The following is a 24,391-nucleotide window of genomic DNA, read 5'->3' on the forward strand; positions in this document are numbered from 1 at the left end:
TCCCCTTAACTCATGACGATGTTTGCCGCTGATTCAGGAAGGTCTTCCCCGAAACAACGCTGGTAGAACTCAGAAACCAGCGCTTGCTCGGTATCGTCACACTTGTTCAGGAAGGTCAGTCGGAATGAGAAACCGATATCGCCAAAGATTTCAGCGTTTTCTGACCATGTGATCACTGTACGTGGGCTCATCACAGTGGAGAGCTCGCCGTTCATGAAGGCGCTACGGGTCATGTCTGCAACACGAACCATCTTGGAAACGATAGAGCGACCTTCTGCACCACTGTAGTGTGGAGACTTCGCCAGAACGATCTCGACCTCATTGTCGTGAGGCAGATAGTTCAGCGTGGTGACGATAGACCAGCGGTCCATCTGGCCCTGGTTGATCTGCTGCGTACCATGGTAGAGGCCGGATGTATCACCAAGACCGACGGTGTTCGCGGTTGCGAACAGGCGGAATGCCGGGTGTGGATTGATCACGCGGTTCTGATCGAGGAGGGTCAGGCGCCCGGAAACCTCAAGAACACGCTGGATCACGAACATCACGTCTGGACGGCCTGCGTCGTACTCATCGAAGACAAGCGCGACATTGTTTTGAAGGGCCCAAGGAAGGATGCCGTCCTTGAACTCGGTGACGGTGTGGCCGTCTTTCACAACAATTGCGTCTTTACCAACAAGATCGATACGAGAGATGTGGCTGTCGAGGTTTACGCGCACACAAGGCCAGTTCAGGCGGGCTGCGACTTGCTCGATGTGAGTTGACTTACCTGTTCCGTGGTAGCCGGAGACCATCACACGACGGTTTTTTGCAAAACCTGCCAGGATTGCGAGAGTTGTTGCGCGATCAAACAGATAGTCTGGATCGATATCAGGAACATGTTCGTTTGCTTCAGCGAAGGCTTGCACTTCCATGTCGCTGTCGATGCCAAATACTTCACGTACAGAAATTGTTTCGGTCGGCAGGGTTTGAGCGGTTTGCATCGTATCTATCATTTTTCCTCCGCGGCCCCACGTCGAAATCGGGGTAATGAAAATCTAAAAAATTCTAAGAGATCCGGGAACTGGTCAAACGTATGACCTAGCAATAACCGGATTTCTTGAGCACGTTGTAGGCCTGAATAATCTCGCGCAAGCGGTCTTCCGAAGAGCGGTCGCCACCATTGGCATCAGGGTGATGAATCTTTACCAGCTCTTTATAGCGAGTTTTTATCTCGGCGCCACGGGCGGTTACCCGAAGGTTCAATGTTTCAAATGACCTTTTCTCAAGTGCCAGCACCTTACGTTGCGGTTCCTGAGGTTGGCTACGTGCTCCGGTGGCGCCAGCGAAGATGTTGTGCGGGTCGTTGACGTCTTCGCCACCGATGTTTGTACGGCTTCCATCGCGGGCATTCGCGGCGTCTGCCTGCGAGTTTACGCCCATTTTCCAGGTGGGGCGATGTCCTGTCATGCTATCGCGCTGGTAGCTGCGAACACTGTCATCGTCCATGCCGGAAAAATAATTATACGATTTGTTGTAGGCCTTTACGTGGTCTACGCAAAAATGAAAGTACTGGCCTTCCCGATCGCGACCTTTCGGTGCTTTATGGGTGCCGGGCTGGTCGCAACCGTCCCATTCGCACTTTGGGCCTTTTGAGCTTGTTGTGCGTTCTTTGCCGGGTTTTACGCGAATGCTGTCGAAAATGGAGGATGCTTGCTTCATTTTTCGGTTTTCAGTTGCCTTGCGATTGGGTTAGCACCTGCCATAAAGCAGGTAGCCGACATAAATAGAAAAAAGTGACCCTGTTAGGCAAGGCCTTGACGACGGTTTCCTACGTGAGAGATATAGAAAACATGAGCACAAGAGACATCATGATCACTAAATTGGAAGCTGCGTTTAAGCCGCAGCTTCTTGAAGTCACCGACGAATCCGAGAGTCACCGCGGTCACGGCGGCTGGCGCGAGGGTGGACAAACCCACTTCCGGATCAAGATCATATCCACAGCCTTTGAGGGTATGTCCCGCGTCGCTATGCATCGTGCAGTAAACGAATGCGTGGCTGAAGAGATCGCCGGAGGCATTCACGCGCTTGCCATTGAAGCCAAATCTCACACGTAATTGGTTCTTACAGTAATTGGTACATTGGCACAGCTAAATCAATGCGGCAAATGGCTAGTACGTTGCAGGTGCTCGTGTTTTACCCGTTTGCGTTGTTATGTGCGTTGATTTGAGCGTTTTACGATAAATTTGCGTTCTTTAAGGGACTGCAGAAAAGGAAATGGGCCCGGCTGGGCCCATTTTTATTTGCTGGCTTTTTTCGCATCCTGAAGCGGGCTGAGCGCCATCATGCGCAAACGCGTGATGCGGTTCTTTTCCCGGCTCAGGACTGTGAAGCGGAATCCGTGGAAGGTGAAGATCTGACGTTCCTCGGGGATCATTTTTGCTTCGTGAATAACGAGACCGGCGATGGTTGTCGCTTCGTCGTCTGGCAGGTTCCAATCAGTCGCTCTGTTGAGGTCGCGAATCGGAACTGAGCCTTCGACGATCACGGAACCGTCTGCCTGTGGTTTGAGGCCGGGCAGTTCGATGTCGTGTTCGTCTGCGATCTCACCGACGATCTCTTCCAGGATGTCCTCCAGCGTGACGAGGCCCATCACTTCGCCGTACTCGTCTACCACGAGAGCGAAGTGGGTTTTGCGCTTCAGGAAGGCGTTGAGCTGGTTCTGAAGGCTGGTGGTGTCCGGTACGAACCAAAGCGGGCTCATGACCTTATCCAGCTCGAACTTCTCCATATCGCCTTTGAGATTTGCGATTGCGCGCAGAACATCCTTGGCGTGGAGCAGGCCGACCATATTGTCGGGATCATCACGCCATAGCGGAATACGGGTGAACGGGCTGGCCAACACTTCTTCCACCAGCTCTTCCGGTGGCAGGTCGGCATTGAGTGCGAACAGCTTGGTGCGATGAACCATCACGTCCGACACTTCTAGCTCAACCAGATCCAGCAGGCCGCCAATACGGTCTTTATCCGCTTTGATCAGACCGCCTTCTTTATGCTGAAGGTCCAGTGTGCCGCGCAGCTCTTCGTGTGCTGACAGGACGGCTGTGGAATCATCAATGCGAATGCCGAAGATGCGCAGGACGAGGCGTACAATTACCTCGATGGCGGCAACGATCGGTCCAAAGACAATCACCAGCACGCGAACAACAGGTGCAACGCTGAGTGCGAATTTTTCTGCGTTTGCGATCGCCCATGTTTTTGGCAGCACTTCAGAGAAGATCAGGACCAGAAGAGTCATGACCAGCGTTGCGTAGGCGACGCCTGCGTCTCCGAAGAGCTTCAGGAACAGGGATGTTGCGAGTGCAGAGGCCAGAATGTTGACAAGGTTATTGCCGAGCAGCAGTGCGCCGATGAGGCGCTCTCTGAACTCGATCAGTCTTGCAACAATAAGCGCTCTTTTATTACCGGATTTGACCAGCGCATGCATACGGGCGCGTGATGCTGCTGTCAGGGCAGTCTCCGACCCGGAAAAAAAGCCCGAAAGAACGAGCAAAATTACAATAGCGACAACGGAAGCCCAGAAAGCGTAGTCCGTCATTTGCCGAGTTTCTCCTCAAGAAACGCGCGGAGGGGTTCCGCGCTTACAGTTTTATCGACATAGGAAGTGCCGATGCCTTTTGTAAGGATAAAAGTGAGCTGACCACGACTTACTTTTTTGTCCTGTGCAATCAAGTCCATAAAAGTGTCGATTGGTGGCAGCTGGCCGGGGATCTGATCAATACGAGTTGGCAGGCCGACGGCTTCCAAATGCGTGATGACACGTTTGGTGTCTTCCGCCGGGCACAGGCCAAGCTGCTCAGAAAATTCATGGGCCAATACCATGCCGATGGAAACGCCTTCTCCGTGCACCAGTCGTTCAGTCTCATAGGCAACAGCACCTTCCAGCGAATGACCGAAGGTGTGACCGAGATTGAGCAGTGCGCGGTTGCCGGATTCCAGCTCGTCTGCAGCAACAACAGCTGCTTTGGCGCGACAGGAATGGGCGACTGCGTGTTCTCGTTCAGGCCCGCCAGCGAAGATACCTTCCCAATTGGCTTCCAGCCATTCGAAGAAGTCCGGATCATTGATCAAGCCGTATTTGGCAACTTCTGCATAGCCAGCGCGGAAATCACGCGGGCTGAGCGTATCCAGAACGGATGTATCTGCCAGTACCAAGGCAGGCTGATGGAACACACCGAGCAGGTTTTTGCCATGGCGGGAGTTGATGCCGGTTTTGCCGCCGACAGAACTGTCGACCTGAGCGAGCAGGGTGGTCGGGATCTGAACGAACTTCATGCCACGGCGAACGACACCAGAAACGAAACCGGAGAGATCACCAACAACGCCGCCACCTAAGGCAACAACAGCATCGCCGCGCTCAAGGCGCAGGGCGAGGATATCATCGCAGAGGCGCTCGAAGATCTCAAAACGTTTGGTTTTTTCGCCTGCTGGCACGACAAGTGTGCTGAACTCAACACCTGCGGACTGGAAGCTTTCTTCCAGTGCCTTTAAGTGGAGTTTCTTGACGGTCTCATCTGTGATGATGACTGTTTTGGCACCTGGGAGACGGGTGGAGACTTCTTCTCCAGCGCGTTTGATCAGGTTGCGGCCAATGAGGATTGGATAGCTACGGTCGCCCAGATCGACATTGACGAGCGTGGCGTTATTTTCTTCTGTCACTTTCCAACCTCGTTATTTTCAGATGCCTCATCAGAGAGAGGCGGTAGTCCTTTTTCCAGAGCGATCAGGATTTCTTCCATAACTGCTTCATGGGTCACATCACGCGACCAGATTGCCATGTCCGCTTCTTCATAGATCGGATAGCGCTCATCCATCAGCTTTTGCATGGTTGCCTCAGGATCCGCAGTTTGCAGCAATGGCCGGGTAGGGCGCTTGCGCACGCGGGTCATGATGACAGACAGCTCAGCCTTCATCCAGATGGAGATGCCCTTTTCCTTGATGCGGGAGCGTGTCTCTTCATTGATGAAGGCACCGCCACCTGTTGCGAGGACTTGTGGTCCTTCGTCTAACAGGCGTGCAATGACACGCTTTTCACCTTGCCGGAAATAGCTTTCACCGTGTTCAGCGAATATCTCTGAGATAGAACGATCAGCTGCTTTTTCAATCTCTGAGTCTGCATCAATAAAATTGAGAGCGAGATATTGAGCCAAACGGCGACCTACTGTGGATTTGCCACAGCCCATAATGCCAACAAGTACAATTGGCTTAGTGCCGAGGCGCTTCAAAATATCTTGCTGTCGTTGACGTTTTTTGTCTGACTTTGTGTCGTTTGCAGTCACGCCACGCCCTCGCCGATTCATCTACTCTTACTTACGCTTTGACATTATCACACCTTGTCCTGTCAAGGTTCTAGACCAAGAGTGTTTGCCAGCATTTAACTGCTAATTTTCTACAGAAACCGTAGGTGCCCCTTCACAGGCCTGGAGGATATCGCAAAATACGCGGTACACTGGGTGCCTTCGGGTTGAACCTTCACAGTGAAACGGTCTATTTTTGATTGTGAAGTATACTGCTACACCCCACCATCTGCGGGTGATCTAGGGGTATCCAGATTTATACGGGAGCATCCGGTTCTGCCATGCCAACATTGATGCGATTGCTGTCTATCATAGGTTTGATCGTTACTGGCGCTGTGCTGAGCATGTATCTGCTTGTCAGCTACGTTGAGCCGGAGCCACGTGAAATTATCGTCGAAATCCAAAAGGAAGGCTTCGAATAGGCTTTTTATGCGTCGAACTCTTGAGACTGAACGCTTTTTTGAAATGTTAAGCGTTGAGCGCGTCAGTGCGTTCAATACGTTGGAAAGCTACCGAACTGACCTGGAAGATTTTGATAGTTTCCTGAGTACGCAAGGTGTGGACCTGCTTGCTGTGCAGGTCACGGATGTCCGTGCCTATCTCTCTGACCTTACTGACCGCGGGTTTGCGGCCTCCTCTCAGGCGCGGCGACTTTCGGCTCTTCGGCAGTTCTACCAGTTCTGTTATGCCGAGGATATTCGCGATGATGATCCAACCCGAACCGTCGCTTCTCCGCGTAAAGCCTCAACTCTTCCCGGTGTGTTGAGTGAGGAAGAGGTGGATCGGCTGATCGGCAAGGCAGAACAGTTGGCTACTATCACGCATGATAGTGATGCAAAGCAGATCAGAGCTGCACGTGTCTACACATTGCTGGAAGTGCTTTATGCGACGGGTCTGCGTGTTTCCGAGCTTGTTTCTCTGCCAGTGTCAGCGGCTATTCGTGACAGCCGTCTTATCACCGTGAAAGGAAAGGGCGGTAAGGAGCGAGCTGTTCCACTGTCTCCCCGTTCACAGAAGGCCATGGTTGAGTATGTGCGGCTGCGTGCATCTTTAGGGGCTTATGCGGACAGTGTTTGGCTGTTTCCCTCTCACGGCGAGAGCGGGCACTTTACGCGTCAGGCGTTTGGGCGAGACTTGAAGGCACTTGCGTTGGAAGCGGATATTGACCGCAACAAGGTTTCTCCGCACGTGCTCCGCCACGCCTTTGCTTCGCACCTGTTGCAGAATGGCGCTGACCTGCGCGTGGTGCAGCAGCTGCTTGGGCATGCGGATATCTCAACAACACAGATTTATACCCATGTGCTGGAAGAGCGCCTGCAGAAGCTGGTGGAAGACCATCACCCGCTGGCGTGAGGGCACAAACAACTCAAGACGCACGTGTAGCGTTGGATGAAAGCGCTTAAATTTGGGGGAAGAGAAGAGTGGTGCCCCCGGCCAGACTCGAACTGGCACTTCCGAAGAAACCGGATTTTGAATCCGGCGCGTCTACCAGTTCCGCCACGGGGGCAACGGTTGGTAAGGGCGGAATATATCGAGATGGGGTGCGACGTCAATATTTTGATTCAGCTAACCACAGCATTTGTCAGCCTATACTTATATATATTTACGGGGGATAAGGGGGGTGAGGTCATATTTCCGGCCATAATCCTGTGATTGCTGCTGATGATTGAGGTAGGACTCCAGCGTGGGGCTGTTATTGAATGTTACCGCATTGCGAAATGAACCATATTCTTCGCTTGAATGAATGATTGTTTGGAGCATCGCTGACTTATGTTGCGTCGCCTTTATGACTGGACACTTTCCCTTGCTGCGGGACCACGTGCACCCCATGCGCTGAGCGCTGTCGCCTTTGTGGAAAGCTCTGTCTTTCCGCTTCCGCCTGACCTGCTTCTCATCCCGATGTGTGTGAGCAAACGTCAGCGAGCCTGGTTTTATGCTGCGCTGTGTACTGTAGCTTCTGTTCTGGGTGGTTTGCTGGGGTATCTCATTGGTGCCGTCTTGTTTGAGGAAGTGGCGAAACCGATCCTCGCGTTTTACGGTTACATGGATAAGTTTGACCAGTTTAAGCAAATCTTTGAGGACTGGGGCTGGTGGTTTGTGTTTATCGCTGGTTTGACGCCATTTCCGTACAAAGTAATAACTATTGCGAGTGGTGTTTTTGCTCTGAATCTCCCAGTATTCATTGCGGCGAGCATCGTCTCTCGTGGAATTCGGTTTTTTGCGGTTGCAGGGCTTTTGTACCTGTTTGGACCAGCAATTCGGGATTTCATCGAAAAGCGGCTGGGGCTGGTGTTCACTGTGTTTGTGGTGCTGCTGGTTGGTGGTTTCGCTCTGATCAAGTTTCTTTAAAGCGGCTGTCGTTTCTTTGAGAATGGGACAGTTGCTTTAATCTGTTTTGTGGCGCGTGTTCTTTGGAGTGCTGGTTTGGAGCCTCGGGAATGCGCAGGAGAGGTTAACTGGAAATGCTAGGACGCTTTTTTGCGCTGCTTCTGAAAGATCCGCTCACCTCTGGTGCTGCGCTGGTGACACTGGGTAGTGCCACAGCGTTGGCAACCGCGTGGGGTTTTGAGCTTATTGGTGGTTTTAAGCCATGCCCGCTGTGTCTCATTCAGCGTAATCCGTACTACGCTGGTCTGGTGCTGGGTATTCTGGCGCTGATCTTTACCCGGACCGAGAAGCTGCGCTGGGTTTCTGTGCTGGCGCTGCTGGGTGCGGCTGGTGGTTTTCTGTATGGCGGCGGTGTTGGTATTTATCAGGCTGGCGCAGAGTGGGAACTCTGGCTTGGCCCTAATGATTGCGCCGCTGGTGGCAGCATGGAGCTGGGATCTGCTTCCAACATGCTGCAGAGCCTTGCGACCACTAAGGTTGTGAGCTGCTCAGTTGCGCAGTTCCGCATCTTTGGTCTTTCGTTTGCCGGATTGAATGCGATTTATGCGAGTGTGATGGTGTTTATTACGTTGTGCGGTCTGGTACTTCCTCGTAAGAGCTGAGGTTCCAGCGCTTTGTTTTGATATGAAAAAAGCCCGGGGTTCTACGCAGCTCCGGGCTTTTTTGTGTCAGTTACAAAGAGAGGGGTTTAGCCTTCTTCTTTGTTGTAGCGCTCGATGCTTTCTACGATCAGACGCTTTGCTTCGTCCGCACCGTGAATGCCGGTGATCTTCACCCATTTGTTTGGCTCAAGATCTTTGTAGTGCTCGAAGAAGTGCTCAATCTGCTTGATGGTGATTTCAGGCAGGTCTTCGATGTTGTGTACGGATTCGTAACGACGGGTCAGCTTGCTGCTTGGGACAGCGATGATTTTCTCATCCTGACCGGACTCGTCTTCCATGACCAGAACGCCGATCGGACGGCAGCTCATGACGGCGCCTGGAACGATTGGGCGCTGGTTCACAACAACTACGTCGATTGGGTCGCCATCACCGCACAGGGTGTGTGGAACGAAGCCGTAGTTGCCTGGGTAACGCATAGGGGTGTAGAGGAAGCGATCGACGTACATTGCGCCGGATTCTTTTTCCATCTCGTATTTGATCGGCTCACCGCCAACTGGAACTTCAATAATGACATTGACGTCCTCAGGTGGGTTCTTACCGACAGGAATACGATCGATACGCATTTATGTATACTCCAATTTCATTTGCTGCCTGTATTACAGGGGCATCGGCCTGTTGCAAGATATATTTCGCAGTCGAGCTTGCGTATTTCGTTCAAGTAATTCCTGTCGGATAACTCTGGGATAAGTGGGTGCTTAATGTTGAAGAATTTTCAGTTCCTCATTGTTGCCATGACCGGAATTTTTGTTTGCACCACCGCTTTGGCCGAGAGTGTTTATTCCACGCTGGATTTAAACGAGACATGCGAGCTTCAAGACACCCCCGAAAATGCAGTGGGCTCTGCTGTGTGGATGTGTCAGGGATATAACGGTATCCCCGTTTACGTGGCTGAGGGTGATTTGCGGTTCTTCGTCAGTTATGGCGAGCAGGCGCGAGATGAACCTGCGGCGACGCAAGGCCTGAGTCCGTGGAACCGGCTTGGCTCCACCATTGAGTGGGTGCTGGAAGGTGGTGAGCCTGTGGCAACGATTTTGCGGTGGCATACGGACATTCCGGTGGATGTTGCGGGGGATGATAAAGCGGACGCGGACGGTTTCTATCGTGGGCAGGTGCTGGTGATCACTCAGCTGGGGCAGGGTAAGACTTGTCACGTCGGTTACGTGGATGCCCGTGCGACCAAGAATGCCAATAAGCTGGCGCGGGATGCTGCGGGGCTTTTGGCCGGAATATGGGATTGTACCAGTCAGCCGAAACTACTTGGGGGTGGTGGCCTGTCCCTTGGTCTCACTGATTAAGAGCCAGCGGTTTATCGCAGCGATAAGTTGTAGGGGGAAGCGGTTCGGTTCTCCTTCAGCACTGTGACGAGTGGGTCAACGGGGGGTAGGGGTGAGAGTCTTCACCACAGCTCCACAGAACCGAACCTGCTTGGGCAACAACGATAATTTGGCTGGCATTCGTGGCTCCTCAATGACCCAATTGGGGCGAAATAGAGAAACTACTGTGACAATTTTAGCGTGTACTCTGAATTCTCACGGGGTCCTTTGCCGGGCAACAAAAGGAGGTTCCCTTGCGTTCTTTCAGGCTTTGCCGCAGGATGGGCGGATTATGTGGTAAAATGGGGTTGCCGATGGCTTAGCATGCGTCGCGGATTTTCAGTTTCACGCTGCGTGCTCAATCAGATTGCCTCGGCGCATTCGCGATGCGAGAGCCGATATTCTGCTTTCTCCGGGATGCCCAACCACAGGATCTGAACGCAGGAGGCCTTCATGAGTGAAGGGGATGATATTGCAATAGTGTCCGGGAGCGTTCGCTCTCTTGATGGTGGCGCCAACAGCGCAGCCGTTCAACAAAAACCGAACCTCCCGAAACCGATAGTTGCTTTTCATCGAACGGAACTCGATCAGATCCTCAGGCTGTACGGACGCATGGTTGCCAGCGGCGAGTGGCGTGATTACGCCATCGGCCATGGCACAGATAAAGCGATCTTCGCCATTTTCCGCCGTGCCAGCGAAATGCCGCTCTACCGTATTGAAAAAGACCCCAAGCTTGCCCGCAAACAAGGTGCCTACTGCGTTGTTGGCACCGGCGGCATGATCCTCAAACGCGGCCACGACCTAGCCAACGTGCTGAAGGTGCTTGAAAAGAAGAAGCACTTGCGCGTGGTGGAGTGAGTTGGCGGACGGTTGGTCCGCTACCGGATAGCTCTGGTGAGCATCTGATGATTTTCAGAATGATGCTTTGCTGAATTGAAGCGCGAAAGGCGTGAAGCGATGGGGTGGTCTCGAATTGCGTTGCTTCTCCTTGTTCTCGTGGATGTGATGGGGCAAGGGCTGATTTTTCCGATCGTCAATAGCCTTGTGATGGTACCCGGCAGCACCTTTGTTCCCCTTGGCGACTCCCTTGCAATCCGGGAGATCGATTTCAGCCTTTTGACCGGAGCGTTCTACATCAGCTGGTTTTTTGGTGGTGCCTATATCTCCAAGCTTTCGGATTATATCGGGCGTAAGAAAGCCATCCTTATTTGCCTGTTTGGTGCCTTGTTCGGATATGGGCTGGCAGTTGTTGCGCTGCTTTGGTCAAACCTGGCTTTGCTGGTGCTCGCGCGTGCAATTACCGGGTTCGCTGCAGGCAATCAGCCAATCGCACAAGCTGCTCTTGTTGATCTCAGCTGTACGGGCGCAGAAAGAAACCGGAATATGGGGTATGTGACAGCAGCCATTGCCATTGGCTTGATTATCGGGCCGCTATTTGCGGGAGTGCTCAGTGATCCCTCCATCATGGGCAGTTATGCTTCGCTTGAACTGCCTTTTTATGCAGCGCTGGTGCTGATCCTGATCAACATTGTTCTGATCATTGTTTTCTTTGAGGAAACAAACCAGACACGCCGCAAGATAGATTTTGGCCTGTCAGAGGTCTTTCTCGTTCTTTGGCGGGCACATTCAAGGCCTACAATTTTGAAGCTGTGTGCTGTTTTCCTCTTTATAGAGGTCGGGCTGAGCGCCTTTTATATTTATCTCAATAACTACATGGTGTTGCGCTTTGGGTTCGATACGCTTCAAAACAGCATTCTCCTGATCATTTTTGGATCGGTTCTGGCTCTTGTAAGTGCGCTTCTGGTGGGGCCAATATCCCAACGATTTTCTAAGGTGGCGACGATTGCTGTGAGTGTGACTGTGATGGGAGTTGGGCTCCTGGCCTTTACTGTGAATGATGTGGCCTGGCTCTCCTATCTCCTGACAGTGCCAATCGTAGCGGCCTTTGCGCTTACCCTGCCTCTCATGTTTTCCTTGTTCTCTGCTGCTGTTGATGAGAGCGAACAAGGCTGGATCATGGGGATCACCATATCGAGCTCGACGGGAGGTCAGTTCCTGCTTGCTATTGCTGGTGCCTCTTTAATGACCGCTAACATTCATGGCGTGTTTATCGCGGGCATCGCCTGCTTTGCCATTGCGCTGGGGCTTATTTTCGTTCTGTGGCGCCAACCGGATATTCGAGCTTTGGATTAGGGACAGACGTTGGAATGGATTGAGAGGGAGGCGAGGACTGTGATGAGGATGGGGGAGACGGGCAGTCTGAGAAACTGCCCGTCGTGGATTGAGTTCGTCTCTTAAGAGACTTGCTCCAGGGCTTCTGAAAAGGCCTGCCAAAGTTCCTCTACCGGCTCGCATCCCACGGACAAACGGATAAAGGCGGGATCTACTGCATCTCCCCAGCGGGCGCGGCGCTCTGCTGAGCTGTGAACGCCGCCAAATGAGGTGGCAGGGCGCAAGAGGGAGCATGAGTTGATAAACTGTTCAGCCTGAGCTTCTGTTTCAAGCGTGAGGGAGATCAAGAACCCAAACCGTGTTTGTTGTGCTTTGGCCAACGCGTGGGCTGGGTCCGTTTCCAAACCAGGGAAACGAATAGACTTTACGGCTGGATGATTTGCAAGACGCTCTGCGAGCAGGGCTGCAGACGTACACATTCGATCATAGCGCACATCCAGCGTTTCGAGGCCTCGATGCAACAGCCATGCTTCTTGCGGGCCGGGGATGCAGCCGGAAAACTTTCGCCACTCTTCAACAGCCTTTAGGATCTCAGCGTTTCGGCTGGCGACATGACCCATCAGGGCGTCGGAATGGCCTGCCATGGATTTGGTATCTGAGGAGACGACAAGGTCTACACCAAAATCTAATGGTCGCTGACCAAGTGGTGTTAGGGTTGTGTTGTCGCAAATTGTGATGCCACCTGCGGCGCGTACAGCAGACGCAATTGCTGTTAGATCCAGCAGGTCGAGGCCCGGATTTGAAGGCGTTTCCAGAAATACAACGTTAAAGCCATCAAAGCCGCCGGTGGTGAACTCGGCAGTGTCCCGCTCAACGACTTCAACGCCGAACTTAGCCAGAAACTGGCTGGAGAGGATGCGGGTTACATAATACCCATCTGCCGGGACGAGTAGCCGATCTCCTGCTTTGAGCGTTGCGAAGAGGGCTGCTGAAATTGCCGCCATTCCAGAAGGAAAACATAGGCAAGGTGCTGCTTCGAGATGAGCGAGCGCATGTTCAAGCTGGGTCCATGTTGGGTTGCTGACACGACCATAATTTGGGAAGTCCTCCGGTAATCCTGGAAGATGGTACATTGAGCTTTGCACCAAAGGTAACGCAATCGGTTCACCCTTAGACAGGTTCTGACCACGTAGATGCAGGAACTCGCCCATGTTTGGTGAAGTGCGTTGTGTCATGCGGAATCTCCCATTGGATCGTATCAGCGCGCGTTCCGCACTGAGATGTTGTTTATGCTGGCCTTTATGAGGGGGGCTCAACGGTCATTACAGTGATGGTAATGTACGCGTAACGGAGATGTCTATCTTCCTATCAAATAGGAGAAAGTATCCCTTTGATGAGCAGCGTATTTTCAGCTTAACACATTACTTTTTGCATTAGAGGGCTCGCTTAAACACGAGGTGCTGAACGTTATGCCAAAGCGTTCTGCAGCCGTGTTGTAGCGATGAGTTTTGGCAGACGCCAAATGATTGGGAGGGAGATGAGGACTGCGATGAGGATGTAGTAGACGGGGGCGTAGTCCTTGCCGGTCTGGGTTACCAGATATGTGGCGACGATTGGGGTAGTGCCACCGAAGAGGGCCATGCTTAGATTGTATCCGAGCGCGACAACGCTGCAGCGCAGGTGGTCTGGCGCCATTAAGGTGAGGGCTGTGATGGAGAGTGCCCACCCGACTGTGCTTGTTAAGGTGAGACCGAACTGCCCAAGAAAAACGGATGTGATGTCCTCCTGAAGCATAAGCCACCAGCAAGGGCCTGCGAGGATGAAGGTTGCCAATGCCCCAGCGAGAAAAGCTGGCCGTAACCCAAAACGGTCCGCAGCTAGTCCGCAAACCGGAATAAACAGAGCCATAACAATCAGGTTGAGTGTTGTGACATTGAGAGCCGTGGATGCGCCAAAGCCTGGCTCCGCGCTTAAATATGAGACCGCATAGACGTAAATTACAAAGTAGATCACAGCGGTTGGAATGAGCAGCAAAATCATTTGCCCGATCAAACCAGAATGATCCCTCAGGCTTTGCCAAACAGGTGATGAGTTATCTGCTGGGTCTTCGTCCAGCACTGTATCGGTGATGTTTCGCCTGATGACTGCGCTGAAAATTGCGACCAGCGTGCCGAAACCAAAAGCCAGACGCCATCCCCAATCCGCCATCTGTTCGGCAGAAAGAAGGAGGCTGATGCCGGCTGGAACAGCCGAGCCGACGAGGCAGCCGGATATCATGGCACATGCAATCCATGCTCCTGTTAATGCCCGGCGTTCCGGCTCTGCTTGTTCCACCAGAAGGACACCGGAGGCGGTGTATTCTCCGGCCACGGCAATGCCCTGAACAATCCTCACCAAGACCAGAAGTATGGCTGCGGCGATCCCAATTTGATCATATGTGGGTAGCACGGCAATCGCGAGAGAGCCTCCGCCCATCAACAGGACGGAGATCATCATGGCCGTTTTCCGGCCCACACGGTCTCCAATATGGCCAAAGATTACACTGCCGATTGGGCGCGCTGCATATCCGACAGCCAGCACGGCGAATGCAGAAAGCAGTGAAGCTACTCTGTTTTCTAGCGGGAAAAACTGGGTGGCAATTGTCGCCGTGAGAAAGCTGTAAACGGTGAAGTCATACCATTCCAGAACGTTTCCACTCGTTGCAGCGATGATTGAACGTGGTGTTAGCCTCGTTTGCGATCTGGACATTCAGCCACCCTTTGTTCCGAGAGCTCGAGGCCTTGAAGTGCGAGCACGTGACAGAGCAATGTTTAGCAGCATTCCCTTACGGAAAAGGTATCGTGGGTGGTTGTCTGCCTTACTTCGCCAGCATGGGGTAGGTGAAGAAGAGGATGTGGGTGAGGTTGACGAGGAAGTGGACGCCTATGGCGGCTTCTACACGACCTGATTTCCAGAAGGTGGCGCCGTAGAACAGCCCCGCGACGAAGGCAAAGGCTGCGTAAGGCAGGCCGCCATCCAGATGGTAGTAGGCGAAGTGGAGTGAGGAGATCACGAGTGCCGCGGTGCCTGCCCAAAAGCTGCGCCCGAGCTTTTCCATCAGCTGGCCCATGATGAACTGGCGAAAGAAAACCTCTTCTGCCACGCAGGTGAACAGCAGGTTCGCGAAGATCCAGATTGGTAAGAAGGGCACCAGTTTCGGGTCGAACACCACTAGCCCTGCGGCGTAGGTTGCGCCGATCAGTACTGCCGCTGCTGGGAAGAAGAACAGCAGTGTTATAAGCAGGCTGCGGAGCCAGTCTTTGGCTGTGCGGATGCGGGGTGCTGCAAAGAGAAACAGCAGGAAGCCCAAAGCTGCCTTATCGAAATTGAGGTAAAGCGAGTATGGCACAGCATCCGGGCTGGTTTTTGCACCAGACAGGACCTGAAGATTGTGAAAGCCGGGAGCTTCATGCGTCATCACCAGATGCCCTGCCAGCAACAGCAGACCAACCATCACGTAATAAAGCCAGACAGGGTGCTTTTGCTGGAAGAGGACCGCACAGACCACAGCCCAGCTGAGAACGAGCAGGAGCCCGGTTGCATTCAATACGCCTGCGGTGACTGCAAGGACCAGTGAGAGAGCGAATAAGGTGAGCGGCACCCATCGCTGTGTGATGAGCGGGACGCTTGCAATAGCTAACCCGAGACTAAGATAGGCACTCAATGACAGCGGCATGATGAAACTTTGTGGGTGTCGCAATGGGCGGAAAAATGAACTCTCTGAAACTGTGAGGTAAAGCTGCCGCTAAGTCAAATGTGCAATGGTTGGGTTGCGTGGAAGGAAGCATCACCCAGCCTGAACTAAGCGGCCAGATACCGGGGGATGCGCGTTTAAATGCTCTGGAAAATAATCGGGGTGCTAAACCAGAATTTCCTCTTTCAGGCTGCTGACGAAACCAACTGTGTCGTTGAACTCAGCTTCTGGCAGGCTGAAGGCTTCCAGAGTGGTTTTCAGGTGGGCTAAAAATACATCCCAATCTGCTTCGGTGATGCCCATGCCGGTATGTGTGATCACCATGTCGCGGCCTGTGTAGTACAAAGGTCCGCCGGCGCTGTTTGCCAGATAATCAATCAGGAGCTGCTTTTCTCTGGCGATCCCATCATCACCGCGGTTCTGCCAGAAGCGTCCAAGCAGCTCATCGCTCTGTAGGCGTGGGAGGAGATTATTGACGACTGCAGAAATCGCGTCATAGCCGCCGAGGCGTTCGTATAAAGTTTTTTCGCTCATAATTCAGACCTTTTGTCCTGGGGGTTAAAGGGCTGAGGCTAAACAGCATTTAGGTAAATCTACTTGATGAATGTTAAGTCTGCATATTTCATGGATAAACAGGCTAAGGTCATTCATGTGGTTAGAGTGAATAGTATTAACCTGTTGAAAATAAAGATGTTTTGTGTGTGAAAGAAGGGTGTTTTGAGGTGATATGAGCACCGATTAGGAAACAGTGGGCTCTTCACGGTATTTCACAGTGTTTTGAGATTTTGGGATTGATTACAATGAGGTAGCTTTGTTGCCATCCTCATGCGTGGTTGCTAGACACTTTGATGTGATCGCTTTTATGATCATAATGATTTTGACCTTGTAAACCGAGAGAACTCCTATGATCCGTTTTGTTGCATTGCTCGTTTCGCACACCATAGTGCTTGTTGTTGGCTTTGCGCTTGGGATCTACTTCCTGCCTATCCTGACTGCACCGGATTCTCCTGAGACCGCCGTACTGGAGCAGAAAGCTCAGAACGCGCAATATTCTGCGGAGTTTAACCGCGAGCTGCGTGGCAGTGACTTCCTGCATTGGGGTGAGGGCAAGGTGAGTATCTCTCCAGAGATGATCGTTCATCAGGGTCGTCTTGCTCCGGGTCCAGATTATAAGGTTTACCTCACCACCGAGTTCGTTGAGCATGAAGATGAGTTCCTGCCAATCAAAGACAACTCGGTTCTGATCGGTGACGTCAAAACCTTCGACGGCTTCCTGCTGAATGTGCCTGAGGGCGTTGACATTGAGACCTACAACACCGTGCTGGTGTGGTGCGAAACCTTTGGTGAGTTTATCTCTGCTGCGAAGTATCGGTGAGACGGAGTGAGGCCGTGCGCCTTAAGGGCCATGGTAAGATTTTGTGCTCGAGCAGCAGATAAGCCTTGCGTGCTTGCTTCAGACCGGTAGAGGTTAGGAAAGACCTCTCAAATCCCTTTAGGTAAGTGCTGCTGCTCATGACACTCACGCAAGATATTGTTGCCTCGCCACATGATGTTCTGAAAAAAGTATTTGGCTATGACGCGTTTCGCGGCAATCAGCAGGTTGTGATTGATAGCGTAATGGCTGGTGAGAGCTGCTGTGTTCTTATGCCGACGGGGGCGGGTAAGTCGCTGTGCTATCAGGTGCCTGCCTTGTGCCGCCGCGGGGTGGGCGTTGTCGTTTCTCCACTCATTGCGCTGATGCAGGACCAAATTGCGACACTGCGCGAGCTTGGGGTGCGAGCGACGTCTATCAACTCCGCGCTTTCTCGTGAGGACATTCAGGCTGCTTATCGGGATCTTCGGGCTGGCGAGCTGGATCTGCTTTATGTGGCGCCGGAACGGTTGGTGCGGCCTGAGTTTGTTGGTTTGCTGGAAGAGTTAAACCAACGCGGGTTGATTGCGCTGCTGGCGATTGATGAAGCGCACTGTATCAGCCAGTGGGGCCATGATTTCCGCCCTGAGTATCGCGAGCTGACCAATGTACGGGCGAAGCTTGAGGGTGTGCCTTGCCTTGCTGTGACGGCGACTGCGGATGAACCGACGCGGAAGGACATTCAAGAGCGTCTTGATCTACCGCGCCTGATTTCCTCCGGGTTTGATCGGCCTAACATCACCTACACCGTGGGCATCAAGAGTAATCCGAAGCAGCAGTTGCGGCGTTTCCTGAAAGATCGACCAGCTGGTGAAAGTGGCATCATCTATTGCCTGTCCCGCAAGAAGGTGGAGGAGACTGCCGCGTGGTTGGTTGATGAGGGCTTTGATGCGCTGCCTTATCATGCGGGTTTTGACAGTTCCGTACGTGAGGCCAATCAGGATCGCTTCATCAAAGAAGAAGGCATGATCATGGTTGCCACGGTCGCGTTTGGGATGGGCATTGATAAGCCCAACGTGCGGTTTGTGGCGCATCTGGACCTTCCGAAGAACATTGAGGCTTATTATCAGGAGACGGGCCGCGCTGGGCGTGATGGCCTGCCGTCTGAGGCGTGGCTGGTCTATGGTATGCAGGATGTTGTGTTCCTGAACCAGATGATTGACCGAAGTGAAGCGCCAGAGAGCCAGAAGCAGATTGAACGGCAGAAGCTGCGGTCTTTCCTCGCTTACTGTGAGACGGCGACCTGTCGGCGCTCTGTTCTGCTGCGCTACTTTGGCGATGAGTGCGAACCGTGTGGCAACTGCGATACCTGTTTGAACCCGCCGAAGACTATGGATGGGACTATTGCCGCGCAGAAGCTGCTCTCCTGCATTTTGCGCACGGGGCAGAGCTTTGGGGCGAACTATGTGATTGATGTTCTGCTTGGTAATGCGAGTGAGCGGATCATCTCACGTGGGCATGACCAGCTGTCGACGTTCAACATTGGTGGTGAGTTCGACAAGATCAAGTGGAACGCCATTGCCCGGCAGCTATTGGCTGCCGGTCTGATCTACGCTGATCATGATGCGCATGGAGCTTTGAAGATGACAGCTCTGGGTATGGAGTTCTTGAAGGAACGCCGGACTATTGAGCTGAAGGTGGATCAGCTTGCCAACTCTGCGAAGATGGAGCGCCGGACTAAGATGCCAGCTAGGGCTCAGATTGAGGACATTGCGGATCAGGAGCTGTTTGAGAAACTTCGGGCGCGGCGGATGGAACTGGCGCGAGAGCGGAATGTGCCTCCTTATGTGATCTTCAATGATAAGACCCTGATTGAAATGGCAGTAGAACGCCCGCAGCGGTTGGAAGAGATGCTGGAAATCTCTGGTGTTGGCGAGTCCAAGCTGGAACGGTTTGGCCCTGACTTCCTGGAGATCATCCGCGATTAGAAAAAACAAACCCCACTAACCTGATTGTTAGTAGGGTCTGATCTGCGTGAGTTGCAGGGTTTTTGAGGTTTCTAGGGTCAAAAGATCAGCGAATAGAGTACGCCTGCGCTGACAGCCATTCCCAGGATCACGACCAAAAAAGCGGCGATCATCTGGTTTTTGAAGAGGGACTTGAGCAAGATTACCTCTGTCAGGCTAGCACCTGCGCTGCCGATGATGAGGGCCATGATTGCGCCGAGGCCCATGCCTTTGCCTGCAAGTGCTGCGGTGAGCGGGATCACGGCTTCTGCTCTGATGTAGAGCGGGATGCCGATGATAGCGGCCACAGGGATTGCGAGTGGATTGTTTTCACCTGCCCATGAGGACACCAGATCTGTTGGCATGAAGCCATAGATCATTGAGCCGATGGCGATGCCGCCGATCAGGTATGGCAGGACTTTCTTGAAGTCTGCCCATGTTGAGTTCCATACCCTTGCCCACTTGTTTTGAACTGGCGCACTTCCGCTGCAGCTGCTGCCGCATGAAGAGGTGGATGGGACAGCGTAGGCTTCTGGTTTCACAAACCTCTCAAAGCCAAGCTTTTCAAGCGTGTAACCTGCGATGATGGAGACCGCCAATGCGATGGTGAAGTAGAATACTGTGACACCCAGACCGAAAGTCACCGCGAACAAGCCGATGATAATCGGGTTAAGCAGTGGGCTGGCAAACAGGAACACCATCATGGTGCCAAAGCCGGCGCGGGCACGGAGCAGGCCTTTCAGGAACGGGATGGTGGAGCAGGAACAGAATGGGGTGATGACGCCAAGCGCTGCTGCTGTGACATAGCCTTTGCCGTTTTGACTGCTGAGGATCTTCTGCACGCGGCTTGGCGGAATGTATTCCTGCAAGATGCCGACGAAGTAACTGATCGCCAAAAAGAGGATCGTCAGTTCCACAGCAAGCACTGCGAACATTTCCAGGCTGCTTATGAGCATTTCAGAGGACAGTGACATTGGGTATGATCCTTATTACGATATTTCCGGATTTGTCGAAATAATAGAATAATAGGTTTTCATGTCAAGATATTTCTAGTAATATCGAAATATAAGAAATTCTGGTGAATGAGATGAATATCGAAAAAACTGCTAAGGCCTTGAAAGAACTTGGACATGTAACGCGTCTTGCAATTTATAAGCGGCTTGTGAAAGCTGGCTATAAAGGCCTTGCCGTGGGTACATTGCAGGAAGAACTGGAGATTCCGGGCTCAACACTGTCGCATCATCTGTCTGGTTTGGCCTCTGCAGGCTTGATCAAACAGCGGCGTGAGGGGCGGGTGCTTTACTGTGTGGCTCAGTTTGAGCAGTTGGATGAAGTTCTGCAGTTTTTGCGAGCTGAGTGCTGTATCGACGACAAGTTCTATACGGACGACAATGATCTCAAAGAGCTGAAGCGTGGCTGATCTTTGAATGAGGCTTAGTTGAGTTTCTCTGACTTGATGGCCAGCACGGAGGAGTTACAGTATCTGCATTTCACAATTGCAGGTATTTGAAGTGGTTGATCAGATTGAGTTTGTGCAGGCTGTCGCAGAGAGCTCCAGCTTGCAGGAGGCCGCACAGAAAGTGGGCGTGTTGTTCTCCAAGTTTCCCGGATACAAGCTGTTTACGCTTACGGTGGCGCATCCTGACGGGAGCCATGTGGTGCGGTTGTTTTCCAGCGCGGAAGGCTCTTATGGCACCTCCGGCACCAAGCCGATTGAAAAAGAAGGTGGCTGGTATGAGCGCGTGCTTGTGCAGCAGAAGCCGTTTCTTGGATACACCATTGAAGATGTGAAGGACTACTTTCCCGACCATGAGAAGATCGCAGCCATGGGGCTTGGTGCAACGCTAAACCTGCCTGTGGTGGTGTCAGGCGAGGTGATTGGCACGGTGAACCTGCTGGATGCAGACCATGCCTACACGGAAGCAGATGCGGAGAAGAGCTTTGCGTTGTCGCAGGCGCTGGCGCCACTCTTTTTGAAGGCACGGGAAGAGCTGGCTGTCGTTTGATTTCAATTCATCTGTTTTCGCTTAGTGGGCCTTTACCTTAAGGCTCGAAACCTTCCATTTTCGCCGAGTTTCTCCCGATTTGTTTCTCTCAGGGTAACCATGAATGGGGCATGAAAGATGCTCCATTCCGTCCGCGTTCTGCGCTGGCACCATGCAACCCCTGAGAGACGAGCGGTACAGGCTATGGCTTCTGGTGGCGAACATGAGCAATTCGCTGGGCATCTTCCTATCTTCATCACTGCACCGGGCAGTACAGATGTTTTGATGGTGGTCACCATCTTCATCGCCATTGGTGCGGTGTTGCTGGCGGGTGTCTTTTACTTTTCCCTGCATGCCCTGCCAGAGAAGATGGCGCACAAGTATGGGCGGTCGCATATGCAGATCGTGGCCCTACTGGCGGTGTTGGCGTTGTTCACGCACAACAACTACTTCTGGATTGCTGCGCTGTTGCTGGCTGCGATTAACCTGCCGGATTACGAGACACCGCTTAACACCATCGCCAACTCTTTGCGCAAGACGATAAAGGGGAAGAAACAGAATGATTGAGTTTCTTCTTTGCTCGCTTGTGACGATCCTGCCGGACTATCTGTTTCGTCGCTACAAGCAGGGTAAGCGGATCGGGCACGAGATTACGTTTTTTACGGTGTGGTATGAACTGCGCTGGGGGATTACCGGGGCGCTGATGCTGACCATTGCGTTGATCACGCTGGTTTTCTTCTATCACCCGACCACGTCTAACGTTCTGTCGCTGTATCGCACTGTCTCCATCCTGCCGGAAACGGCGGGGCGGGTTGATTTGGTGGTGGTGGAGAACAACGAGCATGTGAAGGCCGGGCAACTGCTGTTTACGCTGGATTCCTCTACTGAGAAAGCTCAGGTGGATACGGCGCAGAGTGAAGTGGATGAAATTGATGCTGAGATCCAGCTGGCGAATTCTGAGCTGATCAGTGCGGAAGCCATGATCTCTCAGGCGCAGGGTGCCTATAATCAATCTGTCAGTGAGTTGGAGCGGACGCTGGACCTACAACGGCGCAACTCTGATATTGTGACGCAGAAAGAAATTGATACGCGTGAAAATCAGGTGGTTGTGCGCAAAGGGCAGCTGGATGCGGCTGTGGCCAACCGGGATATCGTGCAGACGAAGATTACCGTGAGCCTGCCTGCACAGCGGACCAGCGCGATTGCGCGGTTGCATCAGGCGGAGTCCGCCTATCACAAGAAATTTGTTTATGCTGGCGTTGATGGTGTGATCACGCAGTTCATTCTTCAGCCGGGTGATATTGTAAGCCCGATCCTACGTCCTGCTGGTATTCTCGTGCCTTCTACGACGGGGTATGGGCGGTTTCAGGCGGGCTTTGGGCAGATTACTGCTACTGTGATCAAGGTTGGTATGGCGGCAGAGATCACCTGTGCATCGCGGCCGTTTGAGGTTATTCCGATGGTCGTGGTGGATACACAGGACTTTATCTCCTCAGGTCAGTTTCGCCCGACGGATCAGTTGGTGGATGCGCAGGATGTTGCGCGTCCGGGAACCTTGCTGGTGATCATGGAGCCGCTTTATCCCGGTGATACGAATGGTATTCCTCCCGGCAGCAAGTGCATTGCCAATGCCTACAGCAATTATGGTGAGCAGATTGCAGCGGGTGAGTTTGGGTTCTGGGGCGGCCTTTACTATCACATGGTGGATGCGACCTCGATCATGCATGCGCTGATCTTGCGGTTCCAGGCGTTGGCCTTCCCAGTCAAGGTGTTGGTGCTATCCGGTCATTAAAGCAGTTCGCATTTAAGTTGAAACACCTGAACTGCTTTAGTCTTTGTTTTTGCGTATCTCCGAAAACCGGTTTCCACTTTTCGGAGATACGCTGTAAAGCGTGTGGGGCGCTATTTTCGAGCGCCCACAAAGATGCCGGTGAGCACCATGCCGACCAGGCCGATGACGGTGGTTGCGGTGCTGCCTACGAGGAACTCCAGTACGCTGTCGGCCAGATTGAACGAGTTGCCATAGACATTTTTGAAGCCTGCCAGCACTAGGATGAGGGCAACTGTGCCGCAATACACACACATGAACCAGTAGGCTTTGCCTGCGTAGGGTTTGATGAGGGCGTCCAGCTCCTGCTTGGTTGCGAGCCGTGACTTGAGCTCCATCAGCTCGTTCTGAAGCAGGGTGTTGTCGTCAGACAGGGCCTGACGGTCTTTCAGCAGCTGCTCGAACCCGATCTTGGCGGGTGGGTCCACCTCAATAGGGAGCTTGGAGACGGCTGCGTCGATGTCATCCACAGTGAGTGGCTTTTCGAGTGTGTCCTCGAATGTATCGTTAGGCGGCATTGATCCGACCCGCTGTTTGTATGGACTGCTCTTCTTCTGCGTGAGAGCGGCCCGCTAAGGCGAGTTTGATGTAATATTGTCGGGTGCGTTCTGTATCGATTTCTGCGTTTCTCCCCTTTTCGAAGTAGGCATGGGCCCATGGAGAATTCGCTTGATGGGTGAGATCTGACAGTTGCTGCGGCGTGTAGTTACGGTACTTCTTCCAGACGTGATCAATGATGTCTTGCTCACTACCGTTGATGCGACCAGTGACGATCTGGCCGGTGACGGGATCTGCAATTTCACAATTGGGGCCTTTGTGCCCGCCTTCCTTTATGAAATCCCATATCTGCCGAAATACTGGGCCATTTTTCCAAGCTTGGGGAGCTGAGTTCACCAATGGCTCGCCGTTGATTGCGAGGTTCCAGCCGTTGGCGATGGCAACGAGTTTTTGAATGTACATCTGAGATGGATATTCAGAGCTGCCTCGGCGTCTCAGAAATTCATTGGCGATGGCACAAGGCGAGTGTCTTGGCATTTTTTGCCCCTACAAATGCTGTTGGAACAAGCAGAAAATTGCTTAGAAAAACATATGGTACGCTACGTTAAGAAAATAAAACCTCTTATTGATCTTGGCTAGTGAAATTTGGTTGTACCCCTGAAAACTAAGCGGTTACGTTGTGGTTATCTGTGCGTGTTGGATGCATTTAACTGGCTATAAATCAGGGAATACAGCTTTTACGACTGCGGATTGTAGCTGGTGATGTTTCCAGTGATTTGAGTCGGCGTACCATCGCTTACTCGGGAATGCGGAGTTGTAAACGTCGTTTCGTTTCTCTTTGGCCCGATTGATTATGTGGCTAAGTGGGGACTGCAAAACATAGGCAATTCCTGCAGGTATCAGCAGAACTGGCAGGTAGATGGCGGCGGCGATAGTGGTGATGACAGCCACTATGCTTGCGATCATATGGTAGCGCTCGGCCATGGTTGGGTGGGCTTTGTGAAAGTCCCTGAACTGGAAAACCTTGCGTTCATACCAATGGAACAGTGAGAGCGGTCCGTACATTTGGTGTCCTGCAGTGTGACTATGTTTCTGATGCCAGCTTGAAGCCTATATCTGCAG

28 protein-coding genes and 1 tRNA gene are annotated in these 24,391 nt (G+C 52.6%); 14 read left to right on the plus strand and 15 right to left on the minus strand.

Annotated elements, in window-relative coordinates:
* Nucleotides 1-5: 5 nt before the first annotated feature.
* The gene (gene cobS / locus DHN43_RS11955) at nucleotides 6-992 is read right to left on the minus strand and encodes a cobaltochelatase subunit CobS (protein WP_057463513.1); all 987 of its coding nucleotides are present in this window, start codon (nucleotides 990-992) and stop codon (nucleotides 6-8) included.
* Between the two features lie 85 nt (nucleotides 993-1,077).
* Nucleotides 1,078-1,698 carry a J domain-containing protein gene (locus DHN43_RS11960; RefSeq protein WP_057463512.1) on the minus strand — a complete coding sequence of 207 codons (621 nt, stop codon included), beginning with the start codon at nucleotides 1,696-1,698 and terminating at the stop codon, nucleotides 1,078-1,080.
* A 149-nt stretch (nucleotides 1,699-1,847) separates the two neighbouring features.
* Here DHN43_RS11960 and DHN43_RS11965 point away from each other — a divergent pair, with 149 nt between their 5' ends.
* On the plus strand, nucleotides 1,848-2,093 hold the full coding sequence (locus tag DHN43_RS11965) for a BolA family protein (protein WP_441344333.1): 246 nt from the start codon (nucleotides 1,848-1,850) through the stop codon (nucleotides 2,091-2,093).
* A 182-nt stretch (nucleotides 2,094-2,275) separates the two neighbouring features.
* Here the strand turns inward: DHN43_RS11965 and DHN43_RS11970 are convergent, their stop codons facing one another.
* The 3 genes from DHN43_RS11970 to DHN43_RS11980 are packed head-to-tail and all read right to left on the minus strand — an operon-like array spanning nucleotide 2,276 to nucleotide 5,315.
* Complete coding sequence (locus tag DHN43_RS11970) at nucleotides 2,276-3,574, minus strand: HlyC/CorC family transporter (protein WP_057463510.1); 1,299 nt, start codon at nucleotides 3,572-3,574, stop codon at nucleotides 2,276-2,278.
* Nucleotides 3,571-4,695: a 3-dehydroquinate synthase gene (gene aroB / locus DHN43_RS11975; RefSeq protein WP_057463509.1), complete on the minus strand. Its 1,125-nt coding sequence runs from the start codon at nucleotides 4,693-4,695 to the stop codon at nucleotides 3,571-3,573. The genes DHN43_RS11970 and aroB overlap by 4 nt, the downstream gene beginning before the upstream one ends.
* Nucleotides 4,692-5,315 (minus strand): shikimate kinase, encoded by a 624-nt coding sequence (locus DHN43_RS11980; RefSeq protein ID WP_057463564.1) that lies wholly within the window; start codon nucleotides 5,313-5,315, stop codon nucleotides 4,692-4,694. The genes aroB and DHN43_RS11980 overlap by 4 nt, the downstream gene beginning before the upstream one ends.
* Before the next feature lie 299 nt (nucleotides 5,316-5,614).
* On the opposite strand from DHN43_RS11980, the gene DHN43_RS27225 reads away from it, so the two are divergent.
* A complete protein-coding gene (locus DHN43_RS27225) occupies nucleotides 5,615-5,755 on the plus strand; it encodes a hypothetical protein (RefSeq protein WP_167550253.1) in 141 nt (46 codons plus the stop codon).
* A 7-nt stretch (nucleotides 5,756-5,762) separates the two neighbouring features.
* On the plus strand, nucleotides 5,763-6,686 hold the full coding sequence (locus tag DHN43_RS11985) for a site-specific tyrosine recombinase XerD (RefSeq protein WP_057463508.1): 924 nt from the start codon (nucleotides 5,763-5,765) through the stop codon (nucleotides 6,684-6,686).
* A 69-nt stretch (nucleotides 6,687-6,755) separates the two neighbouring features.
* Here DHN43_RS11985 and DHN43_RS11990 read toward each other — a convergent pair.
* Nucleotides 6,756-6,840: transfer RNA gene (locus tag DHN43_RS11990), tRNA-Leu, on the minus strand.
* A gap of 263 nt (nucleotides 6,841-7,103) precedes the next feature.
* On the opposite strand from DHN43_RS11990, the gene DHN43_RS11995 reads away from it, so the two are divergent.
* Both DHN43_RS11995 and DHN43_RS12000 read left to right on the plus strand, forming a co-directional pair.
* Nucleotides 7,104-7,682 (plus strand): YqaA family protein, encoded by a 579-nt coding sequence (locus tag DHN43_RS11995; RefSeq protein ID WP_063316979.1) that lies wholly within the window; start codon nucleotides 7,104-7,106, stop codon nucleotides 7,680-7,682.
* Between the two features lie 113 nt (nucleotides 7,683-7,795).
* The gene (locus tag DHN43_RS12000; protein WP_063291163.1) at nucleotides 7,796-8,323 is read left to right on the plus strand and encodes a disulfide bond formation protein B; all 528 of its coding nucleotides are present in this window, start codon (nucleotides 7,796-7,798) and stop codon (nucleotides 8,321-8,323) included.
* An 86-nt stretch (nucleotides 8,324-8,409) separates the two neighbouring features.
* Here DHN43_RS12000 and ppa read toward each other — a convergent pair whose 3' ends face one another.
* On the minus strand, nucleotides 8,410-8,946 hold the full coding sequence (gene ppa / locus DHN43_RS12005; RefSeq protein ID WP_057463505.1) for an inorganic diphosphatase: 537 nt from the start codon (nucleotides 8,944-8,946) through the stop codon (nucleotides 8,410-8,412).
* 135 nt (nucleotides 8,947-9,081) lie between these two features.
* On the opposite strand from ppa, the gene DHN43_RS12010 reads away from it, so the two are divergent.
* From DHN43_RS12010 to DHN43_RS12020, 3 genes are all read left to right on the plus strand, one after another.
* Nucleotides 9,082-9,678 (plus strand): hypothetical protein, encoded by a 597-nt coding sequence (locus DHN43_RS12010; protein ID WP_108818702.1) that lies wholly within the window; start codon nucleotides 9,082-9,084, stop codon nucleotides 9,676-9,678.
* A gap of 471 nt (nucleotides 9,679-10,149) precedes the next feature.
* The gene (locus tag DHN43_RS12015; RefSeq protein ID WP_057463503.1) at nucleotides 10,150-10,554 is read left to right on the plus strand and encodes a DUF2794 domain-containing protein; all 405 of its coding nucleotides are present in this window, start codon (nucleotides 10,150-10,152) and stop codon (nucleotides 10,552-10,554) included.
* 99 nt (nucleotides 10,555-10,653) lie between these two features.
* Nucleotides 10,654-11,889, plus strand: coding sequence for an MFS transporter (locus tag DHN43_RS12020; RefSeq protein WP_108818703.1), 1,236 nt, complete (start codon nucleotides 10,654-10,656; stop codon nucleotides 11,887-11,889).
* A gap of 101 nt (nucleotides 11,890-11,990) precedes the next feature.
* Here DHN43_RS12020 and DHN43_RS12025 read toward each other — a convergent pair whose 3' ends face one another.
* The 4 genes from DHN43_RS12025 to DHN43_RS12040 form a co-directional block, all read right to left on the minus strand.
* Nucleotides 11,991-13,103, minus strand: coding sequence for a cystathionine gamma-lyase (locus tag DHN43_RS12025; RefSeq protein WP_108818704.1), 1,113 nt, complete (start codon nucleotides 13,101-13,103; stop codon nucleotides 11,991-11,993).
* 232 nt (nucleotides 13,104-13,335) lie between these two features.
* Complete coding sequence (locus DHN43_RS12030) at nucleotides 13,336-14,616, minus strand: MFS transporter (protein ID WP_063294457.1); 1,281 nt, start codon at nucleotides 14,614-14,616, stop codon at nucleotides 13,336-13,338.
* Nucleotides 14,617-14,725: 109 nt separating this feature from the next.
* Nucleotides 14,726-15,583 carry a CPBP family intramembrane glutamic endopeptidase gene (locus DHN43_RS12035; RefSeq protein ID WP_108818705.1) on the minus strand — a complete coding sequence of 286 codons (858 nt, stop codon included), beginning with the start codon at nucleotides 15,581-15,583 and terminating at the stop codon, nucleotides 14,726-14,728.
* A gap of 183 nt (nucleotides 15,584-15,766) precedes the next feature.
* Nucleotides 15,767-16,135: a group I truncated hemoglobin gene (locus DHN43_RS12040; protein WP_108818706.1), complete on the minus strand. Its 369-nt coding sequence runs from the start codon at nucleotides 16,133-16,135 to the stop codon at nucleotides 15,767-15,769.
* A gap of 370 nt (nucleotides 16,136-16,505) precedes the next feature.
* Here DHN43_RS12040 and DHN43_RS12045 point away from each other — a divergent pair, with 370 nt between their 5' ends.
* Complete coding sequence (locus tag DHN43_RS12045; protein ID WP_108818707.1) at nucleotides 16,506-16,976, plus strand: DM13 domain-containing protein; 471 nt, start codon at nucleotides 16,506-16,508, stop codon at nucleotides 16,974-16,976.
* A gap of 137 nt (nucleotides 16,977-17,113) precedes the next feature.
* The gene (recQ, locus tag DHN43_RS12050; protein ID WP_208995253.1) at nucleotides 17,114-18,940 is read left to right on the plus strand and encodes a DNA helicase RecQ; all 1,827 of its coding nucleotides are present in this window, start codon (nucleotides 17,114-17,116) and stop codon (nucleotides 18,938-18,940) included.
* A gap of 77 nt (nucleotides 18,941-19,017) precedes the next feature.
* Here the strand turns inward: recQ and DHN43_RS12055 are convergent, their stop codons facing one another.
* A complete protein-coding gene (locus DHN43_RS12055; RefSeq protein ID WP_108818709.1) occupies nucleotides 19,018-19,932 on the minus strand; it encodes a permease in 915 nt (304 codons plus the stop codon).
* 113 nt (nucleotides 19,933-20,045) lie between these two features.
* Between DHN43_RS12055 and DHN43_RS12060 the strand changes: the two genes are divergently transcribed.
* The 4 genes from DHN43_RS12060 to DHN43_RS12075 all read left to right on the plus strand — a co-directional run bounded on the left by DHN43_RS12060 (nucleotide 20,046) and on the right by DHN43_RS12075 (nucleotide 22,735).
* The gene (locus DHN43_RS12060; RefSeq protein ID WP_108818773.1) at nucleotides 20,046-20,378 is read left to right on the plus strand and encodes an ArsR/SmtB family transcription factor; all 333 of its coding nucleotides are present in this window, start codon (nucleotides 20,046-20,048) and stop codon (nucleotides 20,376-20,378) included.
* 91 nt (nucleotides 20,379-20,469) lie between these two features.
* Nucleotides 20,470-20,964 carry a GAF domain-containing protein gene (locus tag DHN43_RS12065; RefSeq protein ID WP_208995255.1) on the plus strand — a complete coding sequence of 165 codons (495 nt, stop codon included), beginning with the start codon at nucleotides 20,470-20,472 and terminating at the stop codon, nucleotides 20,962-20,964.
* 117 nt (nucleotides 20,965-21,081) lie between these two features.
* On the plus strand, nucleotides 21,082-21,510 hold the full coding sequence (locus tag DHN43_RS12070; protein WP_208980968.1) for a hypothetical protein: 429 nt from the start codon (nucleotides 21,082-21,084) through the stop codon (nucleotides 21,508-21,510).
* A complete protein-coding gene (locus DHN43_RS12075; RefSeq protein WP_108818711.1) occupies nucleotides 21,503-22,735 on the plus strand; it encodes an HlyD family secretion protein in 1,233 nt (410 codons plus the stop codon). Before DHN43_RS12070 ends, DHN43_RS12075 begins: the two co-directional genes overlap by 8 nt.
* Nucleotides 22,736-22,845: 110 nt before the next feature.
* Here DHN43_RS12075 and DHN43_RS12080 read toward each other — a convergent pair whose 3' ends face one another.
* From DHN43_RS12080 to DHN43_RS12090, 3 genes are all read right to left on the minus strand, one after another.
* Nucleotides 22,846-23,289: a hypothetical protein gene (locus DHN43_RS12080; protein ID WP_057463491.1), complete on the minus strand. Its 444-nt coding sequence runs from the start codon at nucleotides 23,287-23,289 to the stop codon at nucleotides 22,846-22,848.
* Nucleotides 23,279-23,806, minus strand: a complete 528-nt coding sequence (locus tag DHN43_RS12085) for a Panacea domain-containing protein (protein ID WP_208980967.1) — start codon at nucleotides 23,804-23,806, stop codon at nucleotides 23,279-23,281. Before DHN43_RS12085 ends, DHN43_RS12080 begins: the two co-directional genes overlap by 11 nt.
* Before the next feature lie 177 nt (nucleotides 23,807-23,983).
* Nucleotides 23,984-24,334 (minus strand): hypothetical protein, encoded by a 351-nt coding sequence (locus DHN43_RS12090; protein ID WP_108818712.1) that lies wholly within the window; start codon nucleotides 24,332-24,334, stop codon nucleotides 23,984-23,986.
* Between the last annotated feature and the right edge of the window lie 57 nt (nucleotides 24,335-24,391).

The sequence above is a fragment of the Pseudovibrio sp. Alg231-02 genome (assembly GCF_900143565.1).
Classification (GTDB): Bacteria; Pseudomonadota; Alphaproteobacteria; order Rhizobiales; family Stappiaceae; genus Pseudovibrio.

Excerpts from the sequence above, each read along its gene's own strand:
- cobS (WP_057463513.1), bottom strand. The coding sequence starts at position 992 with ATGATAGATACGATGCAAACCGCTCAAACCCTGCCGACCGAAACAATT.
- DHN43_RS11960 (WP_057463512.1), bottom strand. The coding sequence starts at position 1,698 with ATGAAGCAAGCATCCTCCATTTTCGACAGCATTCGCGTAAAACCCGGC.
- DHN43_RS11965 (WP_441344333.1), top strand. The coding sequence starts at position 1,848 with ATGATCACTAAATTGGAAGCTGCGTTTAAGCCGCAGCTTCTTGAAGTC.
- DHN43_RS11970 (WP_057463510.1), bottom strand. The coding sequence starts at position 3,574 with ATGACGGACTACGCTTTCTGGGCTTCCGTTGTCGCTATTGTAATTTTG.
- DHN43_RS27225 (WP_167550253.1), top strand. The coding sequence starts at position 5,615 with ATGCCAACATTGATGCGATTGCTGTCTATCATAGGTTTGATCGTTACT.
- DHN43_RS11985 (WP_057463508.1), top strand. The coding sequence starts at position 5,763 with ATGCGTCGAACTCTTGAGACTGAACGCTTTTTTGAAATGTTAAGCGTT.
- DHN43_RS11995 (WP_063316979.1), top strand. The coding sequence starts at position 7,104 with ATGTTGCGTCGCCTTTATGACTGGACACTTTCCCTTGCTGCGGGACCA.
- DHN43_RS12000 (WP_063291163.1), top strand. The coding sequence starts at position 7,796 with ATGCTAGGACGCTTTTTTGCGCTGCTTCTGAAAGATCCGCTCACCTCT.
- ppa (WP_057463505.1), bottom strand. The coding sequence starts at position 8,946 with ATGCGTATCGATCGTATTCCTGTCGGTAAGAACCCACCTGAGGACGTC.
- DHN43_RS12010 (WP_108818702.1), top strand. The coding sequence starts at position 9,082 with ATGTTGAAGAATTTTCAGTTCCTCATTGTTGCCATGACCGGAATTTTT.
- DHN43_RS12015 (WP_057463503.1), top strand. The coding sequence starts at position 10,150 with ATGAGTGAAGGGGATGATATTGCAATAGTGTCCGGGAGCGTTCGCTCT.
- DHN43_RS12020 (WP_108818703.1), top strand. The coding sequence starts at position 10,654 with ATGGGGTGGTCTCGAATTGCGTTGCTTCTCCTTGTTCTCGTGGATGTG.
- DHN43_RS12025 (WP_108818704.1), bottom strand. The coding sequence starts at position 13,103 with ATGACACAACGCACTTCACCAAACATGGGCGAGTTCCTGCATCTACGT.
- DHN43_RS12030 (WP_063294457.1), bottom strand. The coding sequence starts at position 14,616 with ATGTCCAGATCGCAAACGAGGCTAACACCACGTTCAATCATCGCTGCA.
- DHN43_RS12035 (WP_108818705.1), bottom strand. The coding sequence starts at position 15,583 with ATGCCGCTGTCATTGAGTGCCTATCTTAGTCTCGGGTTAGCTATTGCA.
- DHN43_RS12040 (WP_108818706.1), bottom strand. The coding sequence starts at position 16,135 with ATGAGCGAAAAAACTTTATACGAACGCCTCGGCGGCTATGACGCGATT.
- DHN43_RS12045 (WP_108818707.1), top strand. The coding sequence starts at position 16,506 with ATGATCCGTTTTGTTGCATTGCTCGTTTCGCACACCATAGTGCTTGTT.
- recQ (WP_208995253.1), top strand. The coding sequence starts at position 17,114 with ATGACACTCACGCAAGATATTGTTGCCTCGCCACATGATGTTCTGAAA.
- DHN43_RS12055 (WP_108818709.1), bottom strand. The coding sequence starts at position 19,932 with ATGTCACTGTCCTCTGAAATGCTCATAAGCAGCCTGGAAATGTTCGCA.
- DHN43_RS12060 (WP_108818773.1), top strand. The coding sequence starts at position 20,046 with ATGAATATCGAAAAAACTGCTAAGGCCTTGAAAGAACTTGGACATGTA.
- DHN43_RS12070 (WP_208980968.1), top strand. The coding sequence starts at position 21,082 with ATGCTCCATTCCGTCCGCGTTCTGCGCTGGCACCATGCAACCCCTGAG.
- DHN43_RS12075 (WP_108818711.1), top strand. The coding sequence starts at position 21,503 with ATGATTGAGTTTCTTCTTTGCTCGCTTGTGACGATCCTGCCGGACTAT.
- DHN43_RS12080 (WP_057463491.1), bottom strand. The coding sequence starts at position 23,289 with ATGCCGCCTAACGATACATTCGAGGACACACTCGAAAAGCCACTCACT.
- DHN43_RS12085 (WP_208980967.1), bottom strand. The coding sequence starts at position 23,806 with ATGCCAAGACACTCGCCTTGTGCCATCGCCAATGAATTTCTGAGACGC.
- DHN43_RS12090 (WP_108818712.1), bottom strand. The coding sequence starts at position 24,334 with ATGTACGGACCGCTCTCACTGTTCCATTGGTATGAACGCAAGGTTTTC.